We start from the raw sequence: 16,384 nt of genomic DNA, 5'->3' as shown, positions 1-16,384 counted from the left end.
TGGATGCAATAAAACCCCGGCTTTATAATTAATTTAGAGACATTGAAATTTAAAGCTGGAGACATGATGTCCAAATTAATAAGAAATACTGCAAGACCTGTACCAGGAAAAACCATTACGAACTCTGAGCTTTCAAATTTCGGGGGTCTGGACTATGAAAAATGAAATAAAGTTACTGAATGAGTATTACCCCTGGAAAGAAGTAAAACTTAGGGGAGCCAGATGTTACCTGAAAGGAAACGTATTTTTCGAGAATAAACTTCAGAGTCTGGAAAAATTTGCTGAGCTGGTATCCGCTTTAATCTGCAAAGAGGAGCAGGACCGGGAAAAAGAAATTGGAGCTTTTCTCGAGAAATTAAATGGGGAGTTTGCATTTGTTGCCGAGACTAAAAATACCATATTTTGCGCTGTTGATAAAACAAGAAGCATTCCTCTGTTTTACATAAAAACAAAAACCGGTTTTATTGTATCGGACAGTGCCCATTATTTAAAAGATAAAATTGATCAGCCCCTGAATGAAGAAAATGCCGCAGAGTTCATGGTTGCAGGATACGTAACAGGTAATGAGACACTTTTTGACGACGTAAAGCAGATAAGAACCGGAGAATTTTTACTTTATCAGAAAAATGAGAAGCGTCTGAAATCCTGTCATTACTTCCAATTTTTACATGGAGACTATTACGAACTACCTGAAGCCGGATTGTTTGAACTTCTGGACCTGACCCTTGTAAATACCTTCTCAAGGCTTATAGAAAGCACCAGCAAGCAGGGAAAGAGGCTTATAGTCCCGTTAAGTGGAGGGCTTGATTCGCGCATCATTGTCGGAATGCTAAAAAGGCTCGGAGTTAATGATGTTATATGCATGAGCTATGGGAGGAAGGGCAGCCGGGAATCAGAGATCAGCAGACACGTAGCAGAAACTCTCGGATATGAGTGGCTTTTTGTAGAATACACAGCGAAAAAATGGCATGGGTGTTACAATTCAAAAGAAGCCGATTTATTCCGGATACTGGCCGGAAACCTTTCATCTCTTCCGCACATGCAGGACTTTCTGGCAGTTAAGGAACTGAAAAACCAGGGGAAGATTCCGGAAAATTCAGTATTTATTCCCGGACACAGTGGAGATATGCTTGCAGGCAGCCATATTCCTCCGTATTGCCTCAACAATTCAGGAGATTTCAGTTCGGAAGCTTATCTGGAAGCCTCCTTGAAAAAACATTATAACCTCTGGAAATGGCCTAATGGGCAGGGATTTGAAAACATCTTCAAACAGAGGATAAGCAAATCAACAGCAGGGCCGGAAATCAAAGATAACGAAACATTTGCAAACGCAATAGAATTCTTTGATTTCAATGAAAGACAGGCAAAGTTCATTATCAATTCAGTGCGAGTCTATGAGTTTTTCAGATATGAATGGAGAATTCCATTCTGGGACACCGAATTTGTTAATTTCTTCTTAAAAGTCCCGATAAAACACAGAATAAACCAGGATCTCTATAAGAAATATGCCAGAGACTACCTGTTTTCAGGAGATCTGGAAATACTCAAAGAAATCGATTGTACTACCGATATACTGAACCTCAAGGCCCTGGAAAAGCGCTCAAGGTATGAAAAACTCCTGCATTACAGGACATTCATTCACAGCTACTACGATGAAAAAGTGAATAACCCGACATGGGGAAGATACTTCGAAAACCCTCTTCTGTCGAGGCTTCTAATTAAAGTTTCAAGATATGACAATGAAAACGTTAAGGAATACCCGCTACTAAAAATGATTCTGGAACACAGAAATGAAGAAAAGTACCCTATATCAGTGAACGGAATGAGTTCCCTGGAATACCTGACAGGCATAAAGGGAGAAGCTTATTCGGCCAGAAGCAAGAAGGTTCTGAAGCCAGCCGGCTACCCGACAAAAAGGCCTCTTTAATTAGCTGACATTATAGCTAACACTGAAGAGGGCAAAATTATGACTAAAAAAAGATTTAAAATAGAAATTGAGCGAAATTAACTGTAAAATACGGGAAAAAGAATAATAGAGGAGAAAAAGGGCAATAGATATTTTTTAAGCTGTATTTACCTTTTTCTCCTCCTTGTTTATCTTTTTTCTCTTCGATCCCAACTCTCTGCCAGTAAAGTAAAATCTCAACGAACTGCTGTTACCAGGATAATTTCCTTTGAAACGGACTTAACTTTGAAGCAGATTTAATTTTCAACCAGGTCGTCCAGTTCCAGTACCAGATAGCCATCTCCAAGCAAACGTTTTTTTCCTCCTACCTTTTTCCCAACCAGCATGTACTTTTTTTCCGGACCTTCCTGGATTTCGCCCGATTTCAAGTTCTCCCCCCATTTTACCTCCACCGATTTTTCCACAAGCTGGTTCAGAGTCTGCCTTGCCTCCTTTTCCGTGAGAGCTTTCCACTTAACCTCACCGAAGATGATCCTGTTCTGGCTGCTGTCCAGCCCGACAACATCGATTTCTTCCTCTTTATCCCACCAGCGCCCGAAAATATAATCCGGAAATCCGGGACTGGATTTCAGGTATTCGAGGACTATTTCTTCGTAAGCAAAGCCTGCAAAGTTGTTCAGGACCGGGCTTATTTTATCCCCTATAAGTTTCTCCTGCCTGCCCTGCTCGATATATTCGGCATTTTCAAAGACAAAGCGGAACCAGAACTTGAAGTAATTGTCTTTGAGAAGGTAAATGCCCTTCTTTGAACTTTCAGGGCTTTTTTCCGTGACAGGAACCCTTCTTTCGATTATATGGAGGTCTTTTAAGACACTCAGGTACTTCGTAATCTTGCTCTTCTCAAGCCCTGTGTCGTTCATTATCTCTCCCAGTCTGGTATTCCCTTTTGCAATGGAATTTATTATCGAGTAATATACCCTGGGTTCGGTGAGCTCCTGCTGGAGCACAAACATTGTGTCCTGATAGAGGAAAGTGTTCTTCTGCAGGATTCGGTCCCTTATGTTTTCCAGAAGGGGTTTTCCATAATCGAATTCGAGAAGGTACGCAGGTGTCCCCCCCAGTACCGCATAAGCAAGAACTTTATCTTCCTGCTCCAGCTGCGGAAAAAACTCACAGGCCTCCCTGAACTTCAAGGGCTCAAGCAGGATCTGTTCCGTTCTCCTGCCGTAAAGCGGAGATTTATACCCGAGCAGAGATTCCATCATGGCAATGGAAGAGCCGCAAAGCACCAGAAAAGTCTTCTTTTTACTGAAATAGCGGTCCCAGTACTCCTGAAGGATTGAAGGCAGATCCCTGTTTGCCTCAACAAGATAAGGAAACTCATCAAACAGGACAGGCGTTTCCTTTTGTGCAAGATAAATGAAAAGGGCATCGTAATTCTGAAAAGGGCTGTGCCTCAGGACATCGTCATCAAAGAATTCCGCAATCTCGGAACTCATCTTCTTAAGCTGCCCCTCGTATGCCTCCTGCCGGGCCACAAGATAGAGAGCCCTGTGCCTGCGAGCAAATTCGTTCAGAAGCTCGGTTTTCCCAACACGGCGCTTCCCGTAGAGGAGGATCAGTTTGGGCTTGCCTTCAGCATGGAGGTTTTCGAGGAGGGAAAGCTCAACTTTCCGGTTGAGAAACATGATAGTATTAAGAACATTAAGATACTTAAGAGTATACTAATTTAAAGTAGTATATTCTTAAGTATAATACTTGAAAGTATATAATTTAAAAAGAAGAGCAGAATTAACTGGAACAATCCGAAACATAAAATCATGAAGCAAAATCCGGGAATTCATTTGTAAATGTCCCTTCGATGCCCTACCTTAAGTACGAGTATCACCAGAAGGCTGCCCTGAATCTCCAGAATCACCCCGTAGTCCCCAATTCTCAGCCGGTAATTCGGAGACCCAACCAGTTTTGTCACATAACGGAAAGGATCCTCCTGCAGTTCCGAAACCTTACGGAAAATTCTTTTCGCAAGTGGGCGGTCCAATTTTCGGAGTTGCTCTGCCGCAGGTTTGGACCAGACTATTTGAAAACGCATCAGAACCCCTTTCCTGAAATCCAGTTCTAAAAATTCAATCCAAAAAGTTCTCTCTCAGAATTCAGTCCTCAGAATCCCAGTTCTTCCTTCAACTTTTCATGTGTGATGTACCTGTCCTTTTCAACAGCTTTTCGGGCAAGCTCAATTTCTTTTTCTGTCTCTTCGTTCAGTTCCTGAACATCTTCTATCAACCTTTCCAGAACGTCATTGTAGGTTTCCCGCTTGTATATTTTCATGCGCTCTAGGGCTTCTTTCGTGCTCTGTTTAATCTGGATGGTCGTCGTTTCAGCCATGTTCAGTTCTATGAATTGGCCTTTACTTATAACTTGTTATAACTAGTTATAATTAGCTATAGCAAAGGAAAAATAAGATAAAAATTAGATTGGAAAATTGAAAAAAGAAAAAAACAAATAACCAAGAAAATAAAATCTGCAGATTAAACACATGACCTGGAAACAGATCAATACTCGGAAAGCGGGTACACAGCCCTACTATCAAGAATCCTCCACTCATCCCCTTTCTTTCCTATCCAGAGTACGACTGTCCAGCCGACCCTGCACCTGGAACTTATGTCCTTGGAGACGAGGACAGGCCCTATAAGCTTCCCTGAACCCAGAAAATCCTCAAACCATAATTTTCCGGGCTCTATTTTTTTGATGGTGAAGCGGCTGTTCAGCTCTTCCGCATATTTCCCGTGCGGAGACTTTCCTGCATACTCTGATATCAGTTTACTAACTTCCATTGTTGCCGGAAGGTCGGCTTTGAGCTTGCTTACACGTTTATTCGTTTTCTCATATACTTCATCAGCCATGCACCCCTTCTCATGCAGCCACTGCACCAGCTTGTGCATGACCCTCGCCGTAACCTTCAGGAAGTTTTTGCTTATTGGCGCGTTCAGGATAATGTATCCGCTGAGGAAGTCCTCTATTTCCCTGAACCCGATATGTCCGGGACCGAAGATTTCACAGTATTGCCTGCCATTTTCCAAAAGTTTCTCATACCGCAACAGGTCTTCCTCTATCAGGTACTCGGAACCATAGCAATCTAGGTAAAACTCAAAATATCTCATTGCAGTTTCGTAGCTCGAATAGGACTGAGGTTTCAGGTTTTGTTTTTGCTCTGCTAAGAATTCCCTAAATACTCTATGTAAATTCTTTTCTTTCTTGCCCACGGTATCTCCCTCACATTACTGCCTAAACACAGAGCTGGATTCTGCCATTCAGCGGGGCAACACATTCCCACTTTCCAAAATACTCCAGACCTTTCCTGTTTTCACGACCCAGAGGGAAACAGTCCACCCAACCTTGCATTTCGAGCTGATTTCCTCGGAAACAAGAACCGGTCCTATTTTTTTCTTGGATTCCAAATAGTCTTCGAGCCATAGTTTTCCGGGCTCTATTTTTGCGATTTCGAAATATGCATCAATGTCACTGGTATACCGGGTTTCAACCGGGTGTCTCTGGATATAATCAGAGAGTAAATCGGTCACTTCTCCAACAAGTGGAAGGTCAGCTTTAAGCTCTTTTACATTTTCTTCTGCTTCTTCATATTCTTTGTCCGGCATGTAACCTTTTTCATGCAGCCACTTCACCAGCTTGAGCATGACCCTGCCGGTAGTTTCCATGAGAGTCCTGCTGCCTGCCACTTTCCTGGGCATAAAATCGGCAAGGAAATCAGAGATTTCCGAAAGGCCCAGATGTTCGGGGCCGAAGATATCCCAGAACAGTTTATCTTCAGAAGCTTCAAGTTTCTCATATCTTTTAGACTCAGTCCGATTTAGATGTTGATGCCCGTAGTTATTCAAGTACGTCCTGAAAAAATATATTGCTTCTTCATAGCCCGAATAGGTTTTGGGTCTAAGTCGGGCCTGCTGCTCGGCCAGGAATTCCTCTAAAATTTCCCTGATGGTTTTCATAGAATCTGAATGGAATTCGTCGTACTGGTTTTTTAGATTTCCGTCCGCTTGAGAACAACGTTTTCCTAAAAAGAATCAAAGATGAAGAAGAGGATAAAAAAGAATAAAAAGAAAAACGATAGCTGAAGACAGATTTTCCCGCTTTCAGGAAATTTATTTCAACCTTTTCAATCCTTCATTGGTCTTAACCTGTGCCTCTTCAATTTATGCTAAAGCAAGAAATCCCATTTTTCCTATACTCAATGCCTCTTCCTGTACTTTGCGAGGATTTCGTTATTTGTCTCAAAAGCTTTTTCCTCAATGTACCCTTTTTCTAGAGCCCATTCAAAAAAGTTCTGGAAAACTTTTGCAGCTGTCCCGATTAACTTTTTACCTCCTCCGACCTCAACCACGTAATCCTCCAGGAAATCTTTAATTCCATCAGAGCTAAGCTGTTCGGGGCCAAAAACATCAAAGTAACTTTTGTCTTCAGGCCGGGCGGTACAAAGAGCCCTGTCTTCATCGGACAGGTAATCCTCTGCATTGAGTTCGAGAAATTCCTCGTAAAGAAGGATCACATCTTCACAGTCCATGAAGGCATCAGGCTTTAAACAGGTTTCCTGTTCACTCAAAAATGTCCTAAAAGCTTCATTTATAGTGATCATACTTATCGCTGCAACGTTACTTTGTAGAGTAATATGAGTTTGTTATAAAGGGTCATATATTTTTCTAGAATATTTTTTGTGCAAAACTACTATCGTTGTTTCTAGTGTCCTGTCAATCAAGTAATGCCGTATGAAACGGATTACAGTCATTCATTCAATACTTGATGATTGACTCGACACTAGTTACAGTGTTTTAGTTACAGCGTTTCAAATAGCGAACGAAGAACAGGAAATGAAGAACAGGAAATGAAGAACAGGAAATGAAGAACAGGAAATGAAGAACAGGAGATAAAGAACGAAAATCGTAAAACAAGGAGGATAAAAAGAAAAGGAAAAGGAAAAGGAATAATTTATTACTATTTTCCTTTTTTCCGTTTTTTTCTCCTTGTTGCTTCCTCTTTTTCCCTTTTCTTCACATTGATTCGGGGGCACCTATTCCCAGGGTGTCAAGGGAATTTGCAAGGACGATCCTTGCGCAGTCCACAAGGGCAAGCCTTGAGGCTCTGACCTTCTCGTCCTCGGCTGCGATAACCGGGACAAAGCGGTAGAACTGGTTGAAGGAGTCGGCAAGTTCGCGGGCGTAGATGGCAAGGACATGGGGCTTGAGTTCACGGGCTCCAAGGTCGATTATGCTGTCAAACATTGCCATCTTCTTGATGAGATCGATTTCGCTGTCCTCGACAAGGAGTGAGGGGGTAATCTCCTCTGCAGGGTCCCAGGCTGCTTCATCTTTTGCTTTCTCAAGGATGCTGCAGGCACGGGCATGAGAGTACTGGATGTAGGGAGCGCCCTGTTTTTCAAAGTCAAGCGCTTCTTTCCAGTTGAAGACCGTGGATTTTTCGGGGGAGACCCTTACAATGTCATAGCGGACTGCACCTATTCCGACCATTTCCGCAACCTGTTTCTTAAACTCAGTTGAGGTTTCGGGGCGGCGGGATTCTACCTGCTCGAAGGCGGCTTCCGTTACCCTGTCAAAAAGGTCATCTGCACTTATGAACTGGCCGCGGCGAGTGCTCATTGAGCCTTCAGGGAGAGAGACAAACTCAAAAATTACGACCTCGGGTTCTTTGATTCCTATTGCATTCAATGTAGCCCTGAGCTGGCCGGAAATAAGCTTGTGGTCGGCTCCGAAAACATCGATTATACGGTCTGCCTGCCCGGCTTTCCATTCATGGTAGGCAAGGTCGCGGGTCGTGTAGAGGGAGGTGCCGTTTGAGCGCTGAATAACAAGGGTCTTTTCAAACCCATAGTCCGAAAGGTCTACCACAAGGGCTCCTTTATCCGTTTCAGTCCTGCCGGTAGCTTTGATGCGCTCGACAATGTCGTGGACTTCCCCGGACTTGAGGAAGCGAGACTCATTCACGAATTTATCATGCACGACATTTAAGCGGAGGAGGGTTTCTTTGATCCCGGCAATAGCCAAGGAAACTGCCTTATCAAAACGTTCTATAGTCTGGAGGTCTCCGACTTCGACCTTTTCCATGAGGGCATCGATTTTCTTTACATAATCAGGGTTTTTGTCCAGTTCGACATTAGCTTTGATATATACGTCAGCAATTGCAGCATCAGACTTCCTGGAAAGGTCAAGCTCAAAGCGTTCGCATGCCCAGGAAACCACCGCAATCTGACGTCCCATGTCGTTAACATAGTACTGGACCTCAACATCATATCCTGCGCGCCTGAGGATGCGGGCAAGAGTGTCTCCTATAATCGAATTGCGGATATGCCCTACGTGCAGGGGGCCGTTAGGGTTTGCCGAGGTGTGCTCAAGGAGGATTCTGTCCTTCGGAGCTCCACAGCCGAATTTTTCCTTTTCTTCCCGGACAGCCGTTACGGTTTCGTCCATATAGTGCCTGCCTGCAAGGAAGTTAATGTAAGGGCCCGCGGCACTCACTTCTCCTATGTACGAGCCTTCAGGAATTTCAATTGCAGAAACGATACGGGATGCAAGCTCTTTTGGATTTTGCTTGTGAATGCTTGCAAGCCTGAAGGCGACCCTGCTTGCAAGGTCAGCATGGGAAGAGGTTTCGAACTGAAGTTCGGAATCCTCAACCTCAAACCCGACCTTTAGGATAGCTTCTTTTAAGATTGATGTAGCCTGAGCTTTGAGTTCCAGGAACAAGATAAATCACCTGTATAAATCACCGTGAAAAATTATGAAAGTCCTTGATACGATAGCCTTAGATAGCCTTTATTCTATTAACTTTTGATCCACTGATCTTAGGACAGTTTAATTAAAAGAGTATTGGATAAAAAATTAGTGGATAGGGGACTTTGCCCCTTCTGGAGAGATCAGCCTTCGGTACTCAGACTCCGGTGCTGTACCGCAGGATTGCAGCAATGCCTCCGAAAGCATTCATTAGCTGGGAACCTTCGTCAAAGTCAGTGGATACGAAGACAACCTTTGCATTACTCTTGTCAGCAAGCTCTGAGAATTCGTCCACGACGTCTATAACATCCGTAACCTCAAGGGAAGAACCGCATTTTGGGCAATTTCCGGCTGTAGGAGCAGGTTCTCCGGGTTTCCAGCGCCGTGTCCATTTATTCTCGTATCCGCAGACACTGCATTTCGTGGTTACCCTCTCTGCTCTCAGGTCTTCGGAGAGCAGGAGCACGTCCACTGCATTGATCTCGAGATTCGCCCTGACCTGGGTTTCTCCGTAAGCTACCTTCCCCGAATCGGCAATCAGTTCCTTGAAAAAGTCTCTGACGGCATTCTTCTGCCCCATGAGCTCAAGGTCCTGGAGCTTCTCCCCCGCGGCATTAACAAGCTCGGAAAGCCCGGATTCGTCGGTATATGCCGTATCAAAGAGCCCGAGGATTTTCTTCTGGAGCTCATGGTGCAGGAACTCCCCGCCGTAGAACTCTTCCTTTGTCGGAGAGGGACCTCCTATCAGGACCCCTTTAAGGTCTTTATGGTCAACAGCCATGAAGATCTCACTTGCAGCATCTCCTATCCTCTTGTAGAAATCATGAATTGCAATGAGCCTGAGCTGCTGGAAACGGTGAGCACTCTGACCACCTTTCCTCTGCTTTCCGGGAACCGTTGAGGTCAGGTTGCGGAAGGCCTGGATTCGTTTTCCGACCAGAAGCCCTATGGTCGCTTCTCTGCGGTCAAGAACAAGAAGTCCGAAGGTGCTCTTATCCTTGAGCATATCCTCAAGAGGCTCAAGGTAAAAAGATGAGTCGCAGTGGTACTTGTAGACAGTAATGGGTTCGGGAGGAATGATTACCTCGCTTTCCATGCTTGTCTTGTTGGCTCCGATGTCCACAGCTCCTGTAAAGTATACTATCCCGTTCTCAGGTACTTTGTCCAGGTATCTGAGCCTTGAGAGCAGAGATTCAATTGCTCCCTGCACATTCGTCCTCGTAAGTTTGGACTTTATGTTTGCAGCCTGCCCGTGCTCGTCTTTTAACTGGTTTGTGACATCGAAAATCTGCTTGTCAGCAGGAATATAAAGGGAAATAAGCTCCGTGCTCCTTCCTTTCTTATCCCTGAGGCTTTCAAGCTTCTTTTTAAATTCGTATTTCTCGTGTGCGGATTGTTCAGTCATTTTAAAAATTCCCCAATGAATAAAGAAGTAAGATTCGTGATTATCGTGAGTCTGTAGTAAATTGATTTGTATTGAGATTGATTTGTATTGAGATTGATTTGTATTGAGATTGATTTGTATTGAGATTGATTTGTATTGAGATTGATTTGTATTGAGATTGATTTGTATTGAGATTGATTTGTATTGAGATTGATTTGTATTGAGATTGATTTGTATTGAGATTGATTTGTATTGAGATTGATTTGTATTGAGATTGATTTGTATTGAGATTGATTTGTATTGAGATTGATTTGTATTGAGATTGATTTGTATTGAGATTGATTTGTATTGAGATTGATTTGTATTGAGATTGATTTGTATTGAGATTGATTTGTATTGAGATTGATTTGTATTGAGATTGTCCAGTTTAACCAGGATATATCTGGTTCAGTTAGAGATTTCTATTGAAACCGATGATTTCTATTGAAACCGATGATTTCAACTGAAAAGTTATAAAGTCCGGCATCATAATAAATTTAGTTGTTCAGTGTGATATTCGTTTGGCATGTCGGACTCGTTTAGCGTATCGGTTGGCATACAACGGATAACCGGAGGATTTGATAAGGATAAATCACACAGTGAGTTCCTGTCTCACCCGAAATCCGGGTATAAAAACCGCCTGGAACACGAAGAACCTGAGAGTGAGAAATACACCCTTCAGAAGCCGGCATCTAGCAAATCGCTAAAACTTGCTCTTATGCTGCATAAACCCGCCAGGTTTCGCATTCTTTTGATCGCACTAGATATGAGACATAATATTACTCAGACTGTATGTGATAATTAACGGCTTGATTTAATTTAATACTGGATTAATCCCTGTGGGATGATACTCTAATTGGAACTTAGGTTTATATTTGTTTCTATTCCCCGACTTATTTTATATATTCGTTTAACTATAAAAATATTCCTGTACACTAATCTCTTACTTTAGAATCACTTTCAGATAGAGGAGAGATAGAGAAAATAGAGAAAAAAGGGAGAACTGACCGGATAAGTGAAAATCGAAAATAAAAAAGTCGGATAAAAAGAGTTGATAAAAAAAGGAAGGTAAAAAATATTGAGTACAAAAGGCAGTTAAAATACTGTGTAGAAGGGGAAGGTAAAAAGGAAGGTAAAAAAGCTGGTAAAAACTGTTATCTAAGAAAGGTTTAGTCCTGACAGGAAATCTTTTTCACAGGAGACTTTTTTCCGTCCTTTGAGAGCAGGACAACCCGGCTGATTTCGGATTCATCTGCAATCTCATACCCCAGGTGCTTTGCAAGCTCTTTTGAAAACTCCAGCACCTCTTCATGGGTCGGCATGGCAGAACGGTCCAGACGGAGGCGTGAAAAGCCAAGGTGCATGTAAGCCTTTATTTCCACAAAATCCGGGGAGGCTCTTTTAATCAGTTCGGCGTAGCCTTTCGGATTGAATATATTTTCACCTTTGACCAGTGTGGTCCGGATGACTGTTCTTGAGCATTTATCTTTCATGATGTCAAGAGACTCGTTGATTCTATCCCAGAGAGCAGGCGATTTTGGCTGGCAGACTCTGAGGTAGGTTTTGAGGTCCGGGGCGTCAAGGCTCATGTATAACTGGGAAGGGTTGACCTTTGCAAGCATTGAAGGGACGGTTCCGTTTGTAACCAGAAAGGTGGTAAAACCTCTCTTTTCATATTCCTCGATAAGTTCAGGAAGGTAAGGGTAAAAGGTCGGCTCTCCGGACAGGGAGATTGCAACGTTATTGGGTTCATTACCTTCAAGCCAGCGCTCCCTGAGTGCATTCGGAGAACCCCCGAAACCTGTTATCAATTTGCGCTGGCAGGCGATGCTTTCCTCAACTATTTTTTCAGGGGAATCCCATTCTCCGGGTGCAGGGACCGGAACCTCAGTCGGGCGCCAGCAGAAAAGGCAGCGCTGGTTGCATATGAGAGTAGGAGTCATCTGGAGGCAACGGTGGGACTGGACGCCATAAAACTTCGATTTGTAGCAAAAGCCTTCGTCGTTCATGGCTTTTCTGAGCCAGAGACAGGTTTTTACCGCCGAGTGGCGGCCTGCGAGAGCATAGCCCTGCTTTTTAAGAAGGGTCGCAAAATCAGGGATATCAAAGGGAAGAGAACTCTGTTCTTCGCCCCGATTTTCTTCCGGGATTTCCGGAAAGTTTTCCCCGGAATTTTCTTTTTCTTCCTTTCTTTCTTCAAGCGGCATTTTCCGGATATTAAATCTTTGTGGTATATATAAGGATCGGAAAATAATTTTAGAGAATTGTAGATAGAGTATTTAGATTTTTAGACTTGAATTAATAGACTCAAATTAGAACCTTTCCGAAAAATAAATATTCGCATGGCGTGTAATATGCGAAACTGAATAATTAGTAAGCTCGAAGACAACTGAAAAATACTCTAAGCCTCCGAAGACTACACATACCCTTTTATTTCAATTCTCGAGGTTGTTTATGCCTGGGCACTACTGGCAACTCCGTAGTTGTTATCAAAAGAGGGCTTTTGATATCTTTTATTCTCTCAATAATAAGTTCTTTTCCTTTTTGTGTGAGGACAAATAATGGGATTGCGGCTGCTACTTGAATTATGGGTTTTGCAAGCTCTCTTATATATTTAGAAGCGCAACCGGTGACTAGATCCGAATTTTCCAAAAGACCTTGAGCTTCTTCATTGCTGACACCTGTAACATGTACAGCAATTACTATAAGATCAAGCCCAAATTCAGCTTCGAGTTTTCTCAGTTTTTTTGCAGTTGTTGAATCAGCAGTGGTTACTGCAACCTTTTTGTAACTAAGTTCTGCAGCTTTTTTTACTCCACCTACAGGGTCTATGGATGCAGTTTTAGTATCAAGCACAATTCCACCAAGTTTTTGAATTCTATCGATAACATTTTCGATGGGTTCAGTTTCTACCAAACCTGACATCCTGCCGCCAATACCCTGGACAAGCTCTGGATTGCCGGATATAACAGTTCCTGCTCCGTCGCAGGCAGTTACAGTTGCATCAAGAAAACCGCTGCGTAAACCAGACATCATTATTTCGGAGGCTCCAAAAGCTACAAAAGTATCATGCCCAAGTAGTTGGCGTTTGGTTGTGAACATTCCGTAGTCTCTTATTTTGGATTCTACATTCTTTTTGACTTCTTCAGAGGTAATTTTCTGGACTCCGCTTAGCTTGTCAATGAGAGGACACCATTCGAGTTCAGACTCTCCGACTTCAATTACTTTACCATTCTTTACTACCACCCTTGTTTTTCCCATTATTTCCATTATATGAGACATGCTTACACCTTCAATTGTTGGCATTTTTAGCTTTGGCTTCTGCCTTTGAGTTAAATTTGGCAGCGTCGATTATAAATCTCTCATGTGTGCCCTCAGAAATCTTGTCGACGCCATCGTCAGCTATAATTGAAAAAGTGAGCTTTCTTCCCTCTATTTTTTCCAACTTTATCTTAACAGTAACTGTCAGACCAGGTGGTGTAGCTGCCGAATGGCTTAATCTAACATCGGTACCTACAGTCTGCTCAGCGGGGAAGTCCAGATAGGGATTTATTGCTTGAATACAAGCCCATTCAAATAATCCAACCATGAACCCAGTGGCAAAAACTTTTGGCATAACCTGAAATTCAGGTGATTCTGGGTAAAGGTAGGGTACAGTCTTATTCTCTGGAATTTTGAACCTGAATTCGTAGGCTAGACCAGGCTTCAAAGTAGAACTATCCATATATGACCTCCTTTTAGAACGATCTACAAAAATAATTTTTTTTAACTCCAGGACTTGCGCAGTTGAACTGATGAAAAAGTAGAACTAAAGATCAACTGTCCAAAATACAAATTTAAACGACAACGTGTGACTACTTTTGTATTTAATTCAAGCGTGTCAGTCCTGCAATTTAAGCTTTTACTTATCTCTATAAAGTTGTTCTGGTCTCAAAATAAGGAAAATGCTTCACTATTCGATCTTTGATTAAAAATGTTTAAGAGTCTATCAGAACAGTCAATTGACAAGTTATAAAATAGTTCTACGAATTCTTTCTACTTGTATACGTTCCCTTTATAAATCCAATTGGGCACAACACTTTTTGGATAGGCTTTTAATCAAATGCCAGGATTTTCACGTCAAAATCTGCAAGATCCACAACGGGAACTCGAGCTGGCATAGGCATCAGGTTTACACGCTTCTGGAACTCGGTCTGAGCCTGCCAGGTTCCGGAGTTGACCAGCAGGACATTTTTGTATCGCTGGACTCCCAGGGTATGGACGTGCCCCGTATGAATGATATCCGGAACAGGGTCGATTATGAAGTAGTCTTTTTTCTCAGGGGATATGGAAACCCTGCTTCCGTAAGTCGGAGCAAGATGCCTGCGCTTAAGCATTTCAAGGACTGCCCCTGCAGGTTCCTGATACGAGACGCCGGGAACGCTCGCCACCAGATCGTCAATCGACCTGCCGTGGTAGATAAGGATCTGGACACCATCAAGATCCACAAGAGCAGGGTTGCCTACGAAGGTGACATTCTCAGGGAAATCCGCGCAGATCCTTTCTGGCAGGGCGGGTTGCGGTTCTGCCTGACGCACAGCGTCGTGGTTTCCGGGACTTATGATCACATGGATGTGTTCAGGAACTTCTCTGAAGTACTCTGCAGCTTTCCTGTACTGTTCATAGACGTCCAGGATATCCAGTTCCATTTCCTGGTCAGGGTAAATCCCTATGCCGTCCACCAGGTCGCCTGCAACAACGAGATAGCGGACCTGGGCTGCAATCTCCTGCATTTCTTCGGAGTCGGATTCTCCTTTCAAAAAGTCAAGGAAGTCCAGCCAAGAATCTTCCAGGAACTGGGAACTGCCCACATGCACATCCGAGATCAGGACGACTTTTCCGTGGCTTCCTGTCCTGCGCTGAACACTGTTAGGGACATCAGGCTGGAGGAGTTTTGTGGCAAGCATAAGGTTTCCGTCATTCGTAACCGAGCCAGTTACCCCGATAACCTCGTCCAGAAGGAGCCGCGAAGCCAGCTCAAAGAGCTCCTTGTCACTATTTCGGATAAGCACGGAAAAAGAGCCTGTCGGGTCTTCGAGAGAAAGGATCTTGTGCCCATTGGTGGTGGTGTTGATATCGGAAACCATCCCTATGATCGATAGTTCCTCGGTCCCTCCATCGGACCCCCGGCGGAAACTCCTCCTTTTCAGACTCTCTATAGGCCGGGCATTCATCCTGCCCCGAAGGATCTCAGAGAGCCTGCTATACCTGTCCCTGAAATACTGCACAAACTGAATATACTCCCCAACACAGGTCGAATGCCCGGTAATGTCGGAAAGCACGGCAACTGGGTTGCGGCCCGGAAGATATCTGACTCCTTCATCCCTGGAACTCGAAGAAAAAGAATTTTTCTGATTTGAAAAAAGAGAATCAATCCTTAAAGCATTTTTAGAGGCAGAAGAAGGATTTGTATTCCCGAAAAAAGAGGAAGCTGGTCTTTCTACATTTTTTGGAGAAACAGAGGGACTAAGAGGATTGGGAAAAGAGCTATGAGCAGCACCATGAACAGTATCGTGAATTGAATCAGAATCAAAATCAGAATTCGAACCCTGAGAAGAAAGAATTTCAAGTTCAATCTCTGGATTGGAGTCTGAGACTTCAACTGCTGAAACAACCTCCGGTTCGACACTTGGGATTAATCCTGGTTCCTCAGAGACATCCAGAGCAGAGTCAAAAACTTTCATTGTGTCAGGATTTGCAGATTTCAGGGTTTGTTCCGAAGTGGGTTCTGAGACAGGAGTGAAAACATTGTTTGCAACCCTCCCTGAAACAGTTGTAGAAGCCTCAAAGCCCTGCAGGTCGACATGTTCGGGTTCGATAACGAAAACACAGTCATCAATAGTTGCAAGAATGTATTTTAGAAGATTTTCAGGGGAGTTACTTAATTTGATTAGTTCTACGGCTTGCGGGCTTATCTGGTACCCTTCCTCTATAACTGCCCTTACAATATCGATTTCATTCATAATTCCGACCTGACTTTCTCGACCTGATTTTATGGCTACCAGCATCTATTAAACCTTATTTAACCTGGAATCAATCAGCCTGAGTTCAAAGGATTTAAAGCAAAGATCCACTTAAAATATAAAAACTAAACACATACAAAATTGCTTCGATAAAAGCAAAATAACAGTATAGTAAAATAACAGTATAGTTTGATAAGGATTTTTGATTTTTATTCCCGTGAGAATAACCTGTCAATAGGATTATATTTTAGAT

The 16,384-nt window shown here is 43.1% G+C and carries 14 protein-coding genes; 2 read left to right on the top strand and 12 right to left on the bottom strand.

Translation table 11 applies throughout. The features are described from left to right. Window positions 1-154: 154 nt before the first annotated feature. A complete protein-coding gene (locus MA_RS00260; RefSeq protein WP_011020110.1) occupies window positions 155-1,927 on the top strand; it encodes an asparagine synthetase B family protein in 1,773 nt (590 codons plus the stop codon). Window positions 1,928-2,202: 275 nt separating this feature from the next. On the opposite strand, the gene MA_RS00255 is transcribed toward MA_RS00260, so the two are convergent. The 8 genes from MA_RS00255 to prf1 form a co-directional block, all read right to left on the bottom strand. Further along, complete coding sequence (locus MA_RS00255; protein WP_011020109.1) at window positions 2,203-3,594, bottom strand: ATP-binding protein; 1,392 nt, start codon at window positions 3,592-3,594, stop codon at window positions 2,203-2,205. A gap of 152 nt (window positions 3,595-3,746) precedes the next feature. Further along, window positions 3,747-3,998, bottom strand: coding sequence for a type II toxin-antitoxin system RelE family toxin (locus tag MA_RS00250; protein ID WP_011020108.1), 252 nt, complete (start codon window positions 3,996-3,998; stop codon window positions 3,747-3,749). A gap of 68 nt (window positions 3,999-4,066) precedes the next feature. Continuing rightward, window positions 4,067-4,291, bottom strand: coding sequence for a DUF7557 family protein (locus MA_RS00245; RefSeq protein WP_011020107.1), 225 nt, complete (start codon window positions 4,289-4,291; stop codon window positions 4,067-4,069). A 167-nt stretch (window positions 4,292-4,458) separates the two neighbouring features. Then, on the bottom strand, window positions 4,459-5,169 hold the full coding sequence (locus MA_RS00240; protein WP_011020106.1) for a hypothetical protein: 711 nt from the start codon (window positions 5,167-5,169) through the stop codon (window positions 4,459-4,461). A 48-nt stretch (window positions 5,170-5,217) separates the two neighbouring features. Next, on the bottom strand, window positions 5,218-5,913 hold the full coding sequence (locus tag MA_RS00235; RefSeq protein WP_011020105.1) for a hypothetical protein: 696 nt from the start codon (window positions 5,911-5,913) through the stop codon (window positions 5,218-5,220). A gap of 239 nt (window positions 5,914-6,152) precedes the next feature. Next, window positions 6,153-6,524 carry a hypothetical protein gene (locus tag MA_RS00230; RefSeq protein ID WP_226990712.1) on the bottom strand — a complete coding sequence of 124 codons (372 nt, stop codon included), beginning with the start codon at window positions 6,522-6,524 and terminating at the stop codon, window positions 6,153-6,155. A gap of 445 nt (window positions 6,525-6,969) precedes the next feature. After that, a complete protein-coding gene (argS, locus tag MA_RS00220; protein ID WP_048064797.1) occupies window positions 6,970-8,679 on the bottom strand; it encodes an arginine--tRNA ligase in 1,710 nt (569 codons plus the stop codon). A gap of 184 nt (window positions 8,680-8,863) precedes the next feature. After that, window positions 8,864-10,111 (bottom strand): peptide chain release factor aRF-1, encoded by a 1,248-nt coding sequence (gene prf1 / locus MA_RS00215; protein WP_011020101.1) that lies wholly within the window; start codon window positions 10,109-10,111, stop codon window positions 8,864-8,866. 544 nt (window positions 10,112-10,655) lie between these two features. Here prf1 and MA_RS00210 point away from each other — a divergent pair. Further along, window positions 10,656-10,934: a hypothetical protein gene (locus tag MA_RS00210; protein WP_011020100.1), complete on the top strand. Its 279-nt coding sequence runs from the start codon at window positions 10,656-10,658 to the stop codon at window positions 10,932-10,934. 364 nt (window positions 10,935-11,298) lie between these two features. On the opposite strand, the gene twy1 is transcribed toward MA_RS00210, so the two are convergent. From twy1 to MA_RS00190, 4 genes are all read right to left on the bottom strand, one after another. Beyond that, a complete protein-coding gene (gene twy1, locus MA_RS00205; RefSeq protein ID WP_011020099.1) occupies window positions 11,299-12,336 on the bottom strand; it encodes a 4-demethylwyosine synthase TYW1 in 1,038 nt (345 codons plus the stop codon). 223 nt (window positions 12,337-12,559) lie between these two features. Beyond that, window positions 12,560-13,411, bottom strand: a complete 852-nt coding sequence (locus MA_RS00200; RefSeq protein WP_048066046.1) for a methanogenesis marker 8 protein — start codon at window positions 13,409-13,411, stop codon at window positions 12,560-12,562. A gap of 10 nt (window positions 13,412-13,421) precedes the next feature. Beyond that, on the bottom strand, window positions 13,422-13,853 hold the full coding sequence (locus tag MA_RS00195) for a thioesterase family protein (RefSeq protein ID WP_011020097.1): 432 nt from the start codon (window positions 13,851-13,853) through the stop codon (window positions 13,422-13,424). A 370-nt stretch (window positions 13,854-14,223) separates the two neighbouring features. Continuing rightward, entirely contained in the window at window positions 14,224-16,131 is a 1,908-nt protein-coding gene (locus MA_RS00190) for a DNA-directed DNA polymerase II small subunit (RefSeq protein WP_048066045.1), read from the bottom strand. Window positions 16,132-16,384 lie beyond the last annotated feature (253 nt).

This window comes from Methanosarcina acetivorans C2A (genome assembly GCF_000007345.1).
Taxonomy (GTDB): Archaea; Halobacteriota; Methanosarcinia; order Methanosarcinales; family Methanosarcinaceae; genus Methanosarcina; species Methanosarcina acetivorans.
This window is presented reverse-complemented; position numbering and strand designations above follow the sequence as displayed.